This is a genomic window from Billgrantia tianxiuensis, assembly GCF_009834345.1.
Taxonomy (GTDB): domain Bacteria; phylum Pseudomonadota; class Gammaproteobacteria; order Pseudomonadales; family Halomonadaceae; genus Halomonas; species Halomonas tianxiuensis.
The window spans coordinates 2,148,368-2,163,091 of the sequence record NZ_CP035042.1; the positions used below are offsets into that span (position 1 = coordinate 2,148,368).

Sequence of the window (14,724 nt, forward strand, 5' to 3'; positions counted from 1 at the left end):
CCGCCAGGCGGCACCCCCGATCACTATCCATGATGCGGACGGGCTTTGACCCGCCTGCAGGGAGGCACTCATGCGCCACTCTATCGCAACCCTGTCGCTCTCCGGCAGCCTGCCGGAGAAACTCCAGGCCATCGCCGCCGCCGGCTTCGATGGCTGTGAGTTGTTCGAGAATGATCTGCTGAGCTACCCGGGCCGCCCAGACGAGATTCGCCGCATGGTCGAAGACCTAGGTCTGACCATCGAAATCTTCCAGCCGTTCCGAGACTTCGAGGGCGTCCACCCCGAACAGCTGGAGCGCAACTTGGTGCGCGCCGAGCACAAGTTCGACCTGATGGAACAGCTTGGTGTGGAGCTCATGCTGGTTTGCTCCAATGCCCAGCCCGATGTCTCCGGCGACCCGGCCCTCGTCGCCGAGCAGCTCCATCGCCTGGCCGAGCGAGCGGCGGCCCGCGGGCTGAGAGTGGGCTTCGAGGCACTCTCCTGGGGCACGCAAATCAATCGCTATGCCCAGGCCTGGGCGGCGGTTGAGGCCGCCGACCACCCCAGCCTTGGGCTCATCCTCGACAGCTACCACACCCTGGCACTGGACGACGCCATCACCCCCATTACCGAGCTGCCCGGCGAGAAGATCTTCTTCCTACAGCTTTCCGACGCCCCGCGAGAGAGTACTCGCCCCCGAGGTACAGCCGCACCCTGCGCTCATTCCCCGGCCTCGGCGAATATGACATGACGGGCTTCGTCGCCGCCGTGCTCAAGGCCGGATACGCTGGTGCACTGTCGCTGGAGATGTTCAATGACGAGTTTCGTGCCGCCCCGGCCGGCCCTACCGCGATGGCCGCCCGCCAATCGCTGCTTTGGCTGGAGGAGCGCCTGCAAGCCGACGCCCAGCTGCCCAGCCAGGCAGGGTTGCCACTGTTTCAGCCGCCCAGGGCTCCGGCCCTCAACGGTTTCACCAGCCTCGAGCTAGCCATACCGCCCGTCCACCGACAGGCCGTGGAACAGCTGCTTGGTAGCCTGGGCCTGGTCGAGCAGGGCCGGCATCGCCGAGCGCCAATCACCCGCTTTGCTGGCCAGGCCTTCGATGTTTATCTACGTGAGACCCACGACAACGCGGCCGTCACGGTGCATAGCCTGGGCCTCACATGCGCCGGCTCTCAGGCCTTGCTGATGCGTCTGGAAGACTATGGTCAAGCCACCCGCGGCGATGATGACCTAGGCGGTCGCCTGCTGACCACCCCAGCGGCCCTGGCACTGCGCATCGGCCCCGACGCCAACCTCGACGGACGCTTCGAGTCCGGCCTGCATCCGGCGCCCTCTGACTGCCGGCTGAGCGGGGTCGCCTTCGCCCTACCGATTGGCCTGCTGGAGAGCGAGTCAGGCGTCTGGCGCCACCTGCTAGGACTGCCTGCGGCGAGCACGGGCGTGCGCCACGAGCCCCAGGGCGTGGTAAGGCGTCGCTGCTGGCAGTCCACCGCCGGTGAGGTGGAGATCGCCCTGGAGACCTCGACCCATGCCGGCACTTCGGTCGGTCGGGCCCTGTCGCCTTCAGCGGGTCTTACTCAGCGTGCCACTTGCGTGGCACTGCGCCTCGAGGTCGACGATGTCGTGGCCACCGCCCAGCGCCTGAAGGCCGCCGGACTTGCCGTGGAACCGGTGCCGGTCAACTACTACCACGACCTGGCGGCCCACCAGGCCCTATCCGAGCGCGACCGGACCCTCTTCCAGGCTCATGCCCTGCGTTATGAACGCCGTGGGAACCGTGACTATGCCTTCCTTCAGCTGACGGTTCCCGGCAACGATCATCTCATGCTTGAGGTCGGTGAATACCGCGCCTTCGAGGTGTGACGCCTCTATTGCTACTGCTAACTGGAGAGCCCCATGACCGCCACCCTCCTGGTCCTCAACGGCCCTAATCTCAATATGCTCGGCACCCGTCAGCCAGAACTCTATGGTCACGAGACGCTAGCCGATGTGGAGTCTATCTGCTTGCGTCGAGGCGAAGTTCATGACCTGGCAATCGATTTCCGCCAGACCAATCACGAAGGAGAGCTGATCGGCTGGCTTCATCAAGCCCGCGGCAAGGTGGCTGGCGTGGTGCTCAACCCAGCGGCCTGGACCCATACCTCGGTGGCGATCCGAGACGCCATTCTGGCCTCGGAGCTACCGGTCATCGAGGTGCACATCTCCAACGTGCATCAGCGCGAAGCCTTTCGCCACCGCTCCTATATCTCCGACGTTGCCGTTGGAGTGATCTGCGGGCTGGGCACCCACGGCTACGCGTTGGCAATCGATGGTTTCGCCCATCGACTGGAAGGGGCTTCTCGATGAGCGCCGTCAACGATCATTCAGTGCTGGTGGGCTTGATCGGCGCCAGCATCCAGCTATCCAAAACCCCCGATCTGCACATGGAAGAGGGCCGCAACCAGGGGCTCGCCTATGTCTACAAACTGATCGACCTGGACAGCCTGGGATTCGGCGCCGAAGTGCTGCCGGAGCTGCTGCAGGCCGTTCGCCTGACGGCTTTCGACGGCCTCAACATAACCTTCCCCTGCAAGCAGTCAATTCTTCCCCACCTCGATGAGCTCTCCGACGAAGCCAGTGCCATCGGCGCGGTGAACACCGTAGTGATTCGTGGGGGAAAACTGGTTGGCCACAACACCGACTGCACCGGCTTCGGAGAAGCCTTCCGACGCAACCTGAGCCAACAATCACGCCGGCGGGTGGTACAAATGGGGGCCGGCGGCGCCGGTGCCGCCGTAGCCAATGCCCTGCTGGAGCAGGGCGTCGAAACACTCGTGATATTCGATACCGATGCCAACAGGGCATGTGAGCTGGTCGACTCTCTGAAGGGGCGCTTTAGCACGGGGCGCGCCCAACTTGGCAGTGACCTGGCGGCAGAGATAGCTGCCGCCGATGGCCTGGTCAATACCACACCGGTGGGCATGGACAAGCTACCTGGCATGCCGGTTCCCGAATCGCTGCTTCGCTCTGAACTCTGGGTCGCCGATATCATCTACTTCCCAAGGGAAACCGAGCTGCTGCGCAAGGCCAAGGCGTTGGGTTGCACCACCATGGACGGCACCAACATGGCAGTGTTCCAGGCCGTCAAGGCCTTCGAGTTGATCAGCGGGCGGCCTGCCGATGCCGCTCGCATGATGGCGCACTTCCAGCGGCTCGCCGCAGCGGGAGACTGACCGCGATACCCCGAGAGGTGCCCGTGCGGTTTCGCGATGCATGGGGCTTCAAGCGTCGGGCGGCCCCTTGAGTTCGACGGTGTTGCCTTCGGGGTCTTCGAGGTAGAGAGAGGGACCCGAACCCTCGGCGCCGTAGCGCTGCACGAGTTCGCCGGCCTCGATGTCGTGCGCGGCGAGGTGTCGGCGAATCTCCTCCTCGTCGAAGGGTTCCAGGCGCAGGCAGAAGTGATCGAGATTGCGCCCCTCGCGGCCCGGGGCGGCCCCGCCACGCTGTCCCAGCGGGCCTTCCACGGGTACCAGGTCGATCAGGCTGCGTCCGGCGCGCAGTTGGATCAGGCCGATCTCTTCCTGACGCTTCTCCACCGTGCAGCCCAATACATCGCAATAGAAGGCGAGCATGGTATCGCTGTCGCGAATGCGCAGCACCAAATGATCGAGACCTTGAATGGGCAGCATGGCGTTTCCGGCTTCCTGTCGTTCTTCGACACTATGACGCACGTGACGGGCGCGCTCCAGAGTTTCCTGCCGTCACCACCTGCCGCGCCCGCGATCCGGCACCATGCGGCCGAAGTAGAGCAGGCCGAAGATCAGCCAGGCGACGGTCAGCACCAGGGCCAGGCCCAGGATGGCAGGCGCGCCGAATTGGGCAATGAGCGGTAGCGAGGCGGCAGTGAAGAGGCCGCCACCGACCACCGGTTCGAACATCAGCTGCTTGTAGCCGAAGCTCTCGAAGGCGCCGGAGCGGTTCTTGGGGTCGGCCATGCGCATCAGCAGCAGGCCGGTGACGGTGACGCCCATGGACTGGCCGAAGTCGCCGATGCCACGCTCGAACCAGTTCTCGGGAATCACCCGCGGTGCGATCACGATCAGCACGAACAGGCACCAGGCGATGCCGGCCGCCGCCAGCAGCAGGAACGGAACGAGGTACTCGCCCAGCGCGGTGAGCGACAGCGTGGCCAGCGCCGCGACAATGGTGAAGTCGAGCGCGGTACCGGCGATGCGCGACATGGTACGGCTAGAGACGTGCGGCTCCAGGCCGAAGCGGGTAACGCAGAGCTGCACGATCACGCCGCCGATCATGGCGATGGGAAACAGCGGCACGTGGGCGAGCACCTCCAGGCCGCCGTCCCGTGCCCAGGTCTGCTGTTCGATCCACTGCAAGGCACTGAGGATCAGCCAGCCGATGACGATGGCGATGCCGACCAGGCCGATGTGCAGGCTCAGGGGATCGGCCGTTTCCTCTTCCTGGGCCAGGTCTTTCTTGAACTCGCTGTAGTCCTCGGTGGAAGGGCGCTCGTTCTGCTCGGTTTGTTCCTGCGCCCGGTCCAGTGCCTCGGAGGTCAAGCCCGTGTCGTTCAGTGAGATGACCCCGCGCCGGGCGGCCAGATTGATCATCAAGGTACCGATGAGTACGCCCGAGACGATGCCGATGGTGGCCAGGCCCAGCGCCAGGTCGGCACCCTCCTCGAAACCCAGCTCGGCAAAGGTGTCTGCCATGCCAGCCGCCGTCCCATGCCCCCCTTCGAAACCGATCTCGATCAGCGCACCGGCCATGGGGTTCATGCCGAAGATGGGGGCTAGTACAAGAATCGCCAGGGTGAGACCCACCACGTACTGGCCCCAGGCCATGGTCTGGCCAACCACCACCTGCGGTCCGGCACGCATCCAGATGGTGCGCAGCCCGGGGATCGGCCGGCCGATGAACAGCGCCGCAAACACGACATTGATCAGCAGCCCCGGGAGGGCGGCCCAGCTCTCGAAGACGTACTCGGGGAATAGCCCCGCCGCGTTGTCGAAAGGGGCCGTGACGGCTCGTCCCAGTACCTCGGGGCCCAGCAGCAGCAGGATCAGCCCGCCGACCACGGAGCTGGGCAGGAACAAACGGCGGAGCCAGGGGGAAAAGTTGCGCAGGACGTTGCTTGCCAGCAGCACCAGCGAGACGAGTACCAGGGCAATGAAAAGCTCACCCACCGTCATGGTCATGTCGTTATCCCTCCTTGGGCTTGCTTCCGTTTGCCACGAATGACTGGGTTCAGCTTAGCCGAAATCCGCCACTGGCCAAGCCGAGTGCCGAGAGGTAAGCCACTGCCTGGACATGGCTCGGGGTTCGCCATTGGCGCTGGGCATGCCAGTATGGTTAGGTCGAATTTCGAGGGACGCCCTTCATGACCCGACTGTTCAAGAAGCACTACCATCCGGCCGGTACGGCCCCGGGTACCCTGCGCGAGCTGACGCTTGAGCAGGCAGGTCTGCTTGGCCCTGCCACGTTTTACCTGGCCCGCCGCGAGGCGGGGCGCTGGGGCGCGATGCAGGAGATTCCGGTCACGGAGATCCCCGAGGCCGCTGCGGAGGGGCCATTATGCTGGCTGCATGTGCAGGGGCTGCCCAAGGCCGAGGAGCTGGAGCTGCTTGGCGAGCGGGTGGGCCTGCATCCACTCGCCCAGGAGGATATCCTCAACGGTGGCCAACGGCCCAAGGTCGAGCGCTTCGATGATGCGCTGGTCGTCATTCTCGGCATTCCTGAACTCGACGAAGAGGGAGACCTGCACCTCTACCAGCTCTCCCTGTTCATGGGTGCCAGCATCGTCGTCAGTGTGATGGGGGAAACCCTGGACCCCTTCGTGGTCTTTCGGCGGCGGCTCAAGGAGAGCGGAGGGCGCGCCCTGGGCGAGCCCGACGATCTTCTCTACGGAATGCTCGATGCTGCCGTCGATCACGCCTTCCCGGTGCTCGACAGTGTAGGCGAGCGCATCGAGGAGATGGAGGTCGAGATCCTCAACCATCCCGACAGCTCGACGCTGGAGCGCCTGCATGGCCTGAAGCGTGAGCTGATCATGCTGCGACGCTATCTCTGGCCCACCCGTGAAGTGATCAACCAACTGCTGCGCGATCACGACGATCTCTTCACCCCCGATACGCGGCTGTGGATGCGCGACGTCTATGACCATACCGTGCAGGTCATCGATCTTGTGGAAAGCTATCGCGACATGACGGCGAGCCTGCTCGACGTCTATCTTTCCAGCATGAGCCATCGGCTCAACGAGAGCATGCGCACCCTGACCATCATCGCTACCGTGTTCATGCCGCTGACCTTCATCGTCGGGGTGTATGGTATGAATTTCGAGAACCCCGTCAGTCCATTCGCCATGCCTGAGCTTGGCTGGTACTGGGGCTATCCCATGGTGTGGGGCGTGATGCTCGCAGTGGCCGTCGGCATGGTGGTCTGGTTCAAGCGCAAGCGCTGGTTCTAGGCGCTGCAAGAAAGGGCCTTCATGGAGCTGCTCGTCGAGATACGCCACTACCCCGACCGCGTGTTGACCGACCGCCACGGGTTTCACCAGCTGTTGCTGGGGCTCGATGGTGCGCTGGAACTCGAGTCGGCAGGGCGGCTCATGCACGTGACGCGCGGCGTGCTGGCCCCGGTTGCCAGTGGCGACGTGCACCACTACCTGGCGCCGGGAGACAACCGCGTGCTGGTGCTCGACTTGCCCGAGGCGTGGTGCGAGGCGTTGGCCTTCGAAGGGCTGATGCTGGGGCAGGCGCGGCGTTTGCCGGAGCAACTGGTGGCGCAAGGGAAGGGGCTTGGCGGCTCGGGCCAGGCGCTGGCCTGCTGGCTGCAGCAAGCGCTCGCCGCCGGTGGCCGCCGCTTGGCGCCGCCGCGGCTGAAGCTGCTCGAGCTGCTGCCCGCCATGCGCGGCGACCTGGCGCATCCTTGGCGCGTGGGTGAGATGGCCAGGAGTTGCCACCTGGCCGAGGCCGTCTTCGCCCGTCAGTTTCGCGCGCTGACCGGCCAATCGCCCCACGAGTGGCTGGTGCGCGAGCGCTTGGCACTGGCCCGCGAGCTGCTGCGAGCCGACAACGCTTCGCTCACCGAAGTGGCCCAGGCCTGCGGCTTTGCCGACAGCGCCCATTTTTCGAAGAGCTTCCGCCAGCGGCATGAGGTGTCGCCCAGCGAGTGGCGCCGGCTGGCGTTGGGGAAGGGCGCTGCATGCAAAGGTCAGGATTCGACAAGCGACCGCGACACCTGAAAGGCATGCTGGGACCTCGACGTTGTTGACGAGGTCATCGCATGTTCGCGCTCTCCCGCCGTCAGGCCACGGCCATCGGGGCCACCACCATTCTCAACTGGGCGCTGCTCGCCACCCTGACCCAGCTCTCCGGGCCGGTGCCGCCGTTCCTGCTCACCGGGCTGGCGTTCGGCATTGCCTTCCTGTGCTTTCTTGCCTGGAGTCTGTGGCGGCGTGAGTCGTTCGTCGCGCCGTTGCGCCAGGCCCCTTCGGTGTGGGCACTGGGTGTCGGCGGGCTGTTCGGTTATCACGCGCTCTATTTCGTCGCCCAGCAGAACGCACCGCCGGCCAACGCCGGGCTGATCAGCTATCTCTGGCCATTGTTGATCGTGCTGTTCGTCGGCCTGCTGCCGGGTGAGCGCCTGCTGCCCCGGCACGTGGTGGGCGGGCTGCTGGGCTTTGCCGGCGCGGCGCTGCTGATCGGTGGCGACCTGGGCGGTGGAGGTAGCGCGCTGGGCTATGGCGCGGCCTTCGCCTGCGCCTTGGTGTGGAGCGGCTACTCGGTGTTATCGCGGGCCAAGAAGGCGGTGCCAACCAGTGCCGTGGGGGGCTTCTGCCTGGTCACGGCACTGTTGGCCTTCGCCTGCCACGGCCTGTTCGAGGCAACGCGCTGGCCCCAGGGCATCGAGTGGCTGGGCGTGGTTGGGCTGGGCCTGGGGCCGGTGGGCAGTGCCTTCTTCACCTGGGACATCGGCGTCAAGCATGGCGACCTGCACCTGCTCGGACTGCTGGCCTACGCCACGCCGTTGCTCTCGACCCTGGTGCTGATCGTAGCCGGCTACGCCGAGGCCACGCCGCTGCTGGCTCTGGCGGCAGGTGTAATCACCCTGGGCATGCTGATTGGTAGCGGTGCGTTTTCCCGGCGAGCACCTGCCCCCGCCTGACTCGTCACGCTTTGTCGCTTCTGCCTCGTGCTCTTCTGGCGCGGCGCTTCTCAGCGGTGGAGACCGGGCGAAAGCCGTCGCCGAACACGGCATTGAGGTCGAAGGTGGAGTGCTTGCCGATGGCATCGAAGTTTTGTTCGAGCCACAGCTCGGCCCAGTCGCGGCCCTGGCGATACAGCCGCGAGACGAAATCCCACTGGGCGTTGAGCTTGCTCGAGGCGGAGAGCTGTTCCACCTCTTGCTCGGCGTGGATCAGGTGCAGGCGCATGGAACGGTAGCGCTCCACCTCGAGGCCTTCGGCGTCGATCAACTGCTGCAGCAACTGAATGCTGCGCAGCTCCTTGATCAAGCTGGAGTTGAAGGTGATTTCATTGATGCGATTGACGATGTCGCGGGCGCTGTCCGGCAACCGGTTGCGCACCAGAGGATTGACCTGGACCACCACCAGGTCCTGGCAGTCGAGGTTGTCGACCAGTGGGAACAGCGCCGGGTTGCCACTATAGCCGCCGTCCCAGTAGGCCTCGCCGTCAATCATCACGGCAGGGAACATGAACGGCAGGCAAGCCGAGGCCATCACCGTATCCACCGTGATCTCCGGCTGGCGAAAGATCTTGGCCCGCCCGGTGCGCACGTTGGTGGCGGTGACGTACACCTGGGTCTTGCGACAGGCGTTGACTCGTTCGAAGTCGACCAGCTCGCATACCAGGTCGCGTAGTGGATTGAAGCCCAGGGGGTTGAGCTTGGCCGGTGCGACGAGCTGGGTCAGGCTCTCGAACATCAGGTAGCTGGGCGAGTAGTCGAGGCTGCCGGTGCCCGTCAGCCAGTCCCATGGCGTGGGCTGGATGGGCGAGAAGCGTGCCGCCTCGCTGACCCCACGCCAAAAGTTGCCAAGCGCCTCACGCGCTCCCTGGCGGCCGCCGCGGTGCAGACCATCGGCCAGCACCACGGCGTTCATTGCCCCGGCGCTGGTGCCGCTGACGCCATCTATCTCCAGCCGTTCTTCTTCCAGCAACCGATCAAGTACGCCCCAGGTCAATGCGCCGTGAGAGCCGCCTCCCTGAAGCGCGAGGTCGATGTGCTTGCATTCTGCCTTGGGCATGCCAACTCCTGTGTCGTCGATGTTGCGTTGCAGTGTAGGAGGCTCATGCGAGCCTCGCCTGTTCGAGATGAACGGGCGAGACCTCCGTCGCGAGAGAACCGATCGGGCTTGCACTAAAGTCTAAGGAGGTTGATAATGTGAAAAATGTTTCCATAAACACGCCGGAGGCGGTTCCTCAGGAGCCGTAACGAGCCATGACCACACTGCGTTTCTCCACCATCTGGGATCTTCCGCTGGCTACCCGTCGCGAGGCCGACGAAACCCCGGCCGCGCCGACTACCGAGCGTTTCCTGACCATCTGGGACAGCCCGCGTCTCACCACGTCGGCCAAGGGCAAGCGATCCCCGCGCAAGCTTTCCAAATTCTACCTCTGACGCACCGAAGCCTCGCCGCAAGCGGGGCGCCGATACCAGGCAAAGCACCCATGCCGTTTGGCATGGGTGCTTTGCCTTGCGCCGTGCGTGATTGTCGGCGTGCCCGCGTTCATGAGCCGCTTGGGCTATCGGCAGCGTGCAGCTTGGCCAGGGTATTGACCAGCCGCTGACAAAGAGCGTCCAGGCGCTCGCGCTGGCTTTCGTCCGCCAGCTCGTCGTTCTCGTTGAAGGCCTGGGCAGCACGCGGCACGGCCAGCGGGCTGGGGAGCACGGTAACGCCGAGGTTGCTGAGCAGTTGGCGGATCAGCGCCAGGCTGCGCATGCCGCCCAGTGCGCCTGGTGAAGCGGAGACCACCGCCGCCACCTGATCGGCGAACAGGGCCAAACCGCTGCGCTCGCCGTCCGAGCGCGACATCCAGTCCAGCGTATTCTTCATCAGTGGCGTGATGAAGCCGTTGTATTCCGGCGAGGCCAGCAGCAGGCCTTGATGCTCATCCAGCAGCTCCTGGAGGCGGCGGGCATTGGCGGGCAGGCCCTCGCGGCTTTCGAGGTCGCCATCGTAGAGCGGCAGGGGATAGTCACGCAGATCGATGAAGGTCGCCTGGCCGCCGGCATGCTCGACCCGTTCGGCGGCCAGGCGGGCAAGGCGCTTGTTGAAGGATTTCTCTCTGGCGCTGCCGGCGAAGACCAGAATGCGCGGAGGGTTGGAAGTCGTCATGGGCGAAGCGTTCCTCTTGCCGGTTGTTGTCGGTGTTTCTCGGGATTGTCATTCCTGCCAGGGCAGGGGTGGCGGCTCCAGGCGCTTGCCGTCGAACTGGGGGATGCTGCCGAAGCGTTCGCTGCCGGCTTCCCAGTCGCGCTGGGCCTCGATGACCTCGGCCTTGCTGTGACCGACGAAGTTCCACCAGATCAGGATTTCCTCGCCCAGCGGTTCGCCGCCGACCAGGATCGCGCGTCCGCCTGGCGGTAGCTCGAGAGCGAACTGGCTGCGTCCACGGCCCAGATAGGCCAGCTCGTTGGTGGCGAAGCGTTCGCCTTCGATGACGAGCTCGCCTTCCAGCGGCAGCAGGCCGTATTCGAAGTCCTCGCGCAGCGGCAGTTCCAGTGAGCCGCCAGAGGTCGCCGCCAGGTCCAGGCCCACCAGTGGCGAGAAAGCCAACGTTGGTGCCCGCTGGCCGGCGAACTCGCCGGTCAGCAGGGTCAGCTCGAAGCCCCCTTCGTGCCACTGGGGTAACTGCGGGTAGTGATCGAAGCGTGGCTCGGTCTGGCGGTGGGCTTCGGGCAGGGCGATCCATAGCTGGGCGGCATGCAGGTGTGACTCGCCGGGTACCGACTCTTCGGTATGGCTGATCCCGCGACCGGCCGTCATCAGGTTGACCTGGCCGGGGCGAATCACCTGCTCGTTGCCCAGACTGTCGCGATGCAGGACTTCTCCCTCGATCATCCAGGTGAAGGTCTGCAGGCCGATGTGCGGGTGGGGACCGACGCGCAGGCCTCGCGAGTCGCCCTTGAATACCGCCGGGCCGGCATGATCGAGAAAGCACCAGGCACCGATCAGCCGTCGATGGCGTGAGGGCAGCACACGGTTGACGGGAATGCCGCCGACGTCGGCCGTGCGCGGTGCGACATGCTGTACTTGGCGCTTGCCATCGACGATGGGGCAGTCCAGCGAGGAGGAGAGATCGGCTTCGTTGACGAGGTTGCTCATTGTCGTTTTTCCAGGAAGAACGAAGTGGGTGGGCGGTCAGGCTTGTTTCAGCATAGGTTCTCGCTTGCCGCACTGCCCGTCGGGGGTGGCCATGCCTCAACGAAACAGCCAGGGCGCTACCAGTTTCACCACCCGGGGCATGACGACGTAGACCACCAGCGCGACGATGGTGGCGGCGACCAGCCCGTGACGGATCCCCCAGGTGTCGAGCAGCGGCAGCAGGCCGAAGAGCGGCAGCCAGAGCAGCGGCACGATCATGGTCAGCGGCCAGATCACCGCCGTGGTTACCAGCCACTGTTTCCAGCGCGTCGGCTGCTTGCTGGCGGGTGTCGGCGGGGTGAACCAGTAGTCGATGCCGCTGACGATCTCCACCCGCTCGGCCTGTTGCAGGTCGGGCTGGATGGTTCCCATCAGTTCGCGGCGCTCGGGGGACTCCCGCCAACGCCGGGCGTCGGCGTCGCTGGCGAAGCGCACGGCGATCTCGTAGTCGTGATGGCCTTCGGGAGGACGCAGGATATGCACCCCCTGGTGGCCGGGGAAGCGGCCGGCCGCCTCGATGATCTGGCGCAGCCAGGTCTCGTAGCGATCCCTGGCCTCAGGCCTGACCCGATGGTGGATCTGGATGGTTGCCCCCTCGCAGTGAGCCGAGGGGGCGGGGTCGGATACGGACATGGGGAGCCTCCATGGCGGTGAGTGGTAAGTGGACTAGAGCCCGGCAGAAGCCGGGCCCTTTTGCCTCAACGCTTGTGCGCCAGGCTCTGCTGCTCGTAGCTCTGGATCAGGTTGGCGTAGGCGGGCAGGTGGCCGGCCAGCAGGCCGCCGAAGCCCTCGATGTCGTTGCGCCAGTCGCGGTGCAGTTCGCAACCCACCCCGAACCAGGTCATCAACTGGGCACCGGCTTGGGACATGCGGTCCCAGGCGGCGTCCCGGGTGGTTTGGTTGAAGGTGCCGGAAGCGTCGGTGACGACGAATACTTCATAGCCTTCTTCCAGGGCCGAGAGTACCGGGAAGGCCACGCATACCTCGGTCACCACCCCAGCGACCAGCAGTTGCTTCTTGCCGGTGGCCTTGACCGCCGCCACGAATTCCTCGTTGTCCCAGGCGTTGATCTGACCGGGGCGGGCGAAGTAGGGCGCATCGGGGAAGGCTGCCTTGAGTTCGGGCACCATCGGTCCATTGGGGCCGTCTTCGAAGCTGGTGGTGAGGATGGTGGGGATCTCGAAGAACTTGGCGATGTCGGCCAAGGCCAGCACGTTGTTCTTGAAGTCGTCGGGGCTGAAGTCGCGCACCAGCGAGAGCAGGCCGGACTGATGGTCGACCATCAGCAGGGCAACATCGTCCTTGTTCAGGCGGTTGTAGGAATAGGACATCTCGTTTCTCCTTGGCTTTCTCGAGTGAAGCGCCCGGCAGCGAGACCGGGCGTGGTTGGCTGCGGCAGGGCCGCTAGCCCTCCAGGCGGCCGAACTTGCCGGCCTGGAATTCGGCAAAGGCCTGGTGAATTTCCGCCTCGCTGTTCATCACGAAGGGACCGTAGCCCACCACCGGCTCGGCGATCGGCTCTCCGCCAAGCAGCAGCAGCTTGGCGTCGCTGTTGGCCTCGAGACGTATCTCGTCGCCCTGGCGCTGGAAGGCCACCACGGCTTCTTCACGGACGACAGCGTCGCCGTTGACCTGCACGGTCCCTTCGAGCACCACCAGCAGCGTGGTGTGGCCTTCGGGAACTCTCAGGGTGGTCTCGGTACCCGGTTCAAGCCGCAGGTCCCAGACCTCGATCGGGGTGAAGGTATGAGCCGGGCCTCGGTGCCCGCGATACTCACCGGCAATCACCCGCAGCTCCCCGGCCCGCTGCGGAAGCGCGACCCGCGGGATATCGGCATCGAGCAGCGTCTGGTAGGCCGCCGGCGCCGACTTGTGCTTGGCCGGCAGATTGACCCACAGCTGCACCATTTCCAGGGTGCCGCCCTGCTGCGTGAAGTTGCCGGAATGAAACTCCTCGTGAATGATGCCTGCCCCGGCGGTCATCCACTGGACGTCCCCTTCGCCGATACGCCCGCCGCTGCCGGTGGAGTCGCGATGTTCCAGCTCGCCCTTGTAGACCAGGGTCACGGTCTCGAAGCCACGGTGTGGGTGTGCACCGACGCCGCGGGGGCGGCTTGCCGGGGCGAAGTCGTGGGGACCGGCATGGTCGAGCAGCAGGAAGGGGCTGAGGTGATCGGCGCCCAGGCGGTCATAAGAGAACAGGGAGCGGACGGGGAAGCCGTCGCCGACCCAGTGGCCGCGGGGGGCGCCATAGATGCCGTGGATCTTCTTCATGGTCTAGCTCCTGCTTGAACTGGGCTTTAGCCCGATACAGGAAGCTTATGCAGGGAACGAACGTGGCAGTAGAGGGTATAATTCACACTCTGCGTTCTATAAACAGGACAGTAAGGGGCGAAGCGACATGCAGGATCTCAACGATCTCTACTACTTCGTGCAGGTAGTGAATCATGGCGGTTTCGCCCCGGCCGGACGCGCCCTGGGCATTCCCAAGTCCAAGCTGAGCCGGCGTATCGCCATGCTGGAGGCGCGGTTGGGCACGCGGCTGATTCATCGCTCGACGCGCCATCTGTCGGTTACCGAGCTGGGCCAGGCCTACTACCGTCACTGCGTGGCGATGCTGGTGGAGGCGGAGGCCGCCGAGGAACTGATCCAACGCAACCTGGCGCTACCGCGGGGCACGGTGCGGCTGAGCTGTCCGCCGAGCCTGCTGCACTACCTGATCACCCCGCTGCTGGTGCGCTTCATGGCGCAGTGCCCCGACGTGGAGGTGCAGGTGGAGGCCACCAGTCGACGGGTAGACGTGATCAGGGAGGGCTTCGACATGGCCATTCGGGTGCGTTTTCCGCCGCTCGAGGACAGCGACCTCTCGATGAAGGTGTTGTCGCGCAGCCCCCAGCGTCTGATGGCGGCGCCGGTGCTCTTCGAGAAGCGGCAGAGGCCGCAGGTGCCGGGGACCTGGCGGGATTGCCCAGCCTCGATTTCGACCAGATCGACAGGCAGCACCTTTGGGTACTCGATGGACCGGATGGCGCGACCGCCCGGATTCGTCACCAACCACGGCTGGTCACCGATAATGCCGAGACGCTGCATCAGGCTGCGCTTGCGGGCCTGGGCGTGGTCAAGCTGGCGCTGCTGGTGGCAGGACAAGACCTGAAGGCGGGGCGCCTCATCGACGTGCTACCCGGCTGGGAACCGCGGGGAGGGATCCTGCATGCCGTCTTTCCGTCGCGGCGCGGCGTACTTCCCGCAGTGCGGGCATTGCTCGACTTCCTGGCCGAGAATATCGCCGAGATCGACTTTACCAGCCAAACCGCCCTGGCCGTGGCGATGAATGAAGAAGGGGCATGATGCTACGCTCG

General features: G+C 65.1%; 16 protein-coding genes and 1 pseudogene. 9 read left to right on the plus strand and 8 right to left on the minus strand.

Features of this window, described 5'->3' with window-relative positions:
* Positions 1 to 70 precede the first annotated feature (70 nt).
* The 4 genes from EKK97_RS10015 to EKK97_RS10030 are packed head-to-tail and all read left to right on the plus strand — an operon-like array spanning position 71 to position 3,194.
* Positions 71 to 730 (plus strand): sugar phosphate isomerase/epimerase family protein, encoded by a 660-nt coding sequence (locus EKK97_RS10015; RefSeq protein ID WP_159551557.1) that lies wholly within the window; start codon positions 71 to 73, stop codon positions 728 to 730.
* Positions 727 to 1,845 carry a hypothetical protein gene (locus tag EKK97_RS10020; protein ID WP_159551559.1) on the plus strand — a complete coding sequence of 373 codons (1,119 nt, stop codon included), beginning with the start codon at positions 727 to 729 and terminating at the stop codon, positions 1,843 to 1,845. Before EKK97_RS10015 ends, EKK97_RS10020 begins: the two co-directional genes overlap by 4 nt.
* 33 nt (positions 1,846 to 1,878) lie before the next feature.
* Entirely contained in the window at positions 1,879 to 2,328 is a 450-nt protein-coding gene (gene aroQ / locus EKK97_RS10025) for a type II 3-dehydroquinate dehydratase (RefSeq protein WP_159551561.1), read from the plus strand.
* On the plus strand, positions 2,325 to 3,194 hold the full coding sequence (locus EKK97_RS10030; RefSeq protein ID WP_159551563.1) for a shikimate dehydrogenase: 870 nt from the start codon (positions 2,325 to 2,327) through the stop codon (positions 3,192 to 3,194). Before aroQ ends, EKK97_RS10030 begins: the two co-directional genes overlap by 4 nt.
* Before the next feature lie 48 nt (positions 3,195 to 3,242).
* Here the strand turns inward: EKK97_RS10030 and EKK97_RS10035 are convergent, their stop codons facing one another.
* A complete protein-coding gene (locus EKK97_RS10035; protein ID WP_159551565.1) occupies positions 3,243 to 3,650 on the minus strand; it encodes a VOC family protein in 408 nt (135 codons plus the stop codon).
* 72 nt (positions 3,651 to 3,722) lie between these two features.
* A complete protein-coding gene (locus EKK97_RS10040) occupies positions 3,723 to 5,177 on the minus strand; it encodes a sodium/glutamate symporter (RefSeq protein ID WP_159551567.1) in 1,455 nt (484 codons plus the stop codon).
* Between the two features lie 182 nt (positions 5,178 to 5,359).
* On the opposite strand from EKK97_RS10040, the gene corA reads away from it, so the two are divergent.
* Genes corA through yddG form a run of 3 tightly spaced genes read left to right on the plus strand, consistent with a single transcriptional unit; the run spans position 5,360 to position 8,145 of the window.
* Positions 5,360 to 6,445, plus strand: coding sequence for a magnesium/cobalt transporter CorA (corA, locus tag EKK97_RS10045; RefSeq protein ID WP_159551569.1), 1,086 nt, complete (start codon positions 5,360 to 5,362; stop codon positions 6,443 to 6,445).
* A 21-nt stretch (positions 6,446 to 6,466) separates the two neighbouring features.
* Positions 6,467 to 7,222 carry an AraC family transcriptional regulator gene (locus tag EKK97_RS10050; protein ID WP_159551571.1) on the plus strand — a complete coding sequence of 252 codons (756 nt, stop codon included), beginning with the start codon at positions 6,467 to 6,469 and terminating at the stop codon, positions 7,220 to 7,222.
* Positions 7,223 to 7,263: 41 nt separating this feature from the next.
* Positions 7,264 to 8,145, plus strand: a complete 882-nt coding sequence (yddG, locus tag EKK97_RS10055; protein ID WP_159551573.1) for an aromatic amino acid exporter YddG — start codon at positions 7,264 to 7,266, stop codon at positions 8,143 to 8,145.
* Between the two features lie 4 nt (positions 8,146 to 8,149).
* On the opposite strand, the gene EKK97_RS10060 is transcribed toward yddG, so the two are convergent.
* The gene (locus EKK97_RS10060; protein WP_159551575.1) at positions 8,150 to 9,244 is read right to left on the minus strand and encodes a patatin-like phospholipase family protein; all 1,095 of its coding nucleotides are present in this window, start codon (positions 9,242 to 9,244) and stop codon (positions 8,150 to 8,152) included.
* A 194-nt stretch (positions 9,245 to 9,438) separates the two neighbouring features.
* On the opposite strand from EKK97_RS10060, the gene EKK97_RS10065 reads away from it, so the two are divergent.
* Positions 9,439 to 9,618 (plus strand): hypothetical protein, encoded by a 180-nt coding sequence (locus EKK97_RS10065; protein ID WP_159551577.1) that lies wholly within the window; start codon positions 9,439 to 9,441, stop codon positions 9,616 to 9,618.
* A gap of 109 nt (positions 9,619 to 9,727) precedes the next feature.
* Here EKK97_RS10065 and EKK97_RS10070 read toward each other — a convergent pair whose 3' ends face one another.
* The 5 genes from EKK97_RS10070 to EKK97_RS10090 all read right to left on the minus strand — a co-directional run bounded on the left by EKK97_RS10070 (position 9,728) and on the right by EKK97_RS10090 (position 13,639).
* The gene (locus EKK97_RS10070; protein ID WP_159551579.1) at positions 9,728 to 10,336 is read right to left on the minus strand and encodes an NADPH-dependent FMN reductase; all 609 of its coding nucleotides are present in this window, start codon (positions 10,334 to 10,336) and stop codon (positions 9,728 to 9,730) included.
* A gap of 48 nt (positions 10,337 to 10,384) precedes the next feature.
* A complete protein-coding gene (locus EKK97_RS10075) occupies positions 10,385 to 11,326 on the minus strand; it encodes a pirin family protein (RefSeq protein WP_159551581.1) in 942 nt (313 codons plus the stop codon).
* A gap of 96 nt (positions 11,327 to 11,422) precedes the next feature.
* Positions 11,423 to 11,998, minus strand: a complete 576-nt coding sequence (locus EKK97_RS10080; RefSeq protein ID WP_159551583.1) for an antibiotic biosynthesis monooxygenase — start codon at positions 11,996 to 11,998, stop codon at positions 11,423 to 11,425.
* A 65-nt stretch (positions 11,999 to 12,063) separates the two neighbouring features.
* Positions 12,064 to 12,696 (minus strand): isochorismate family cysteine hydrolase YcaC, encoded by a 633-nt coding sequence (ycaC, locus tag EKK97_RS10085; RefSeq protein ID WP_159551585.1) that lies wholly within the window; start codon positions 12,694 to 12,696, stop codon positions 12,064 to 12,066.
* Positions 12,697 to 12,769: 73 nt separating this feature from the next.
* A complete protein-coding gene (locus tag EKK97_RS10090) occupies positions 12,770 to 13,639 on the minus strand; it encodes a pirin family protein (protein WP_159551587.1) in 870 nt (289 codons plus the stop codon).
* A 127-nt stretch (positions 13,640 to 13,766) separates the two neighbouring features.
* Between EKK97_RS10090 and EKK97_RS10095 the strand changes: the two are divergent.
* A pseudogene (locus EKK97_RS10095) lies at positions 13,767 to 14,713 on the plus strand (LysR substrate-binding domain-containing protein).
* Positions 14,714 to 14,724 lie beyond the last annotated feature (11 nt).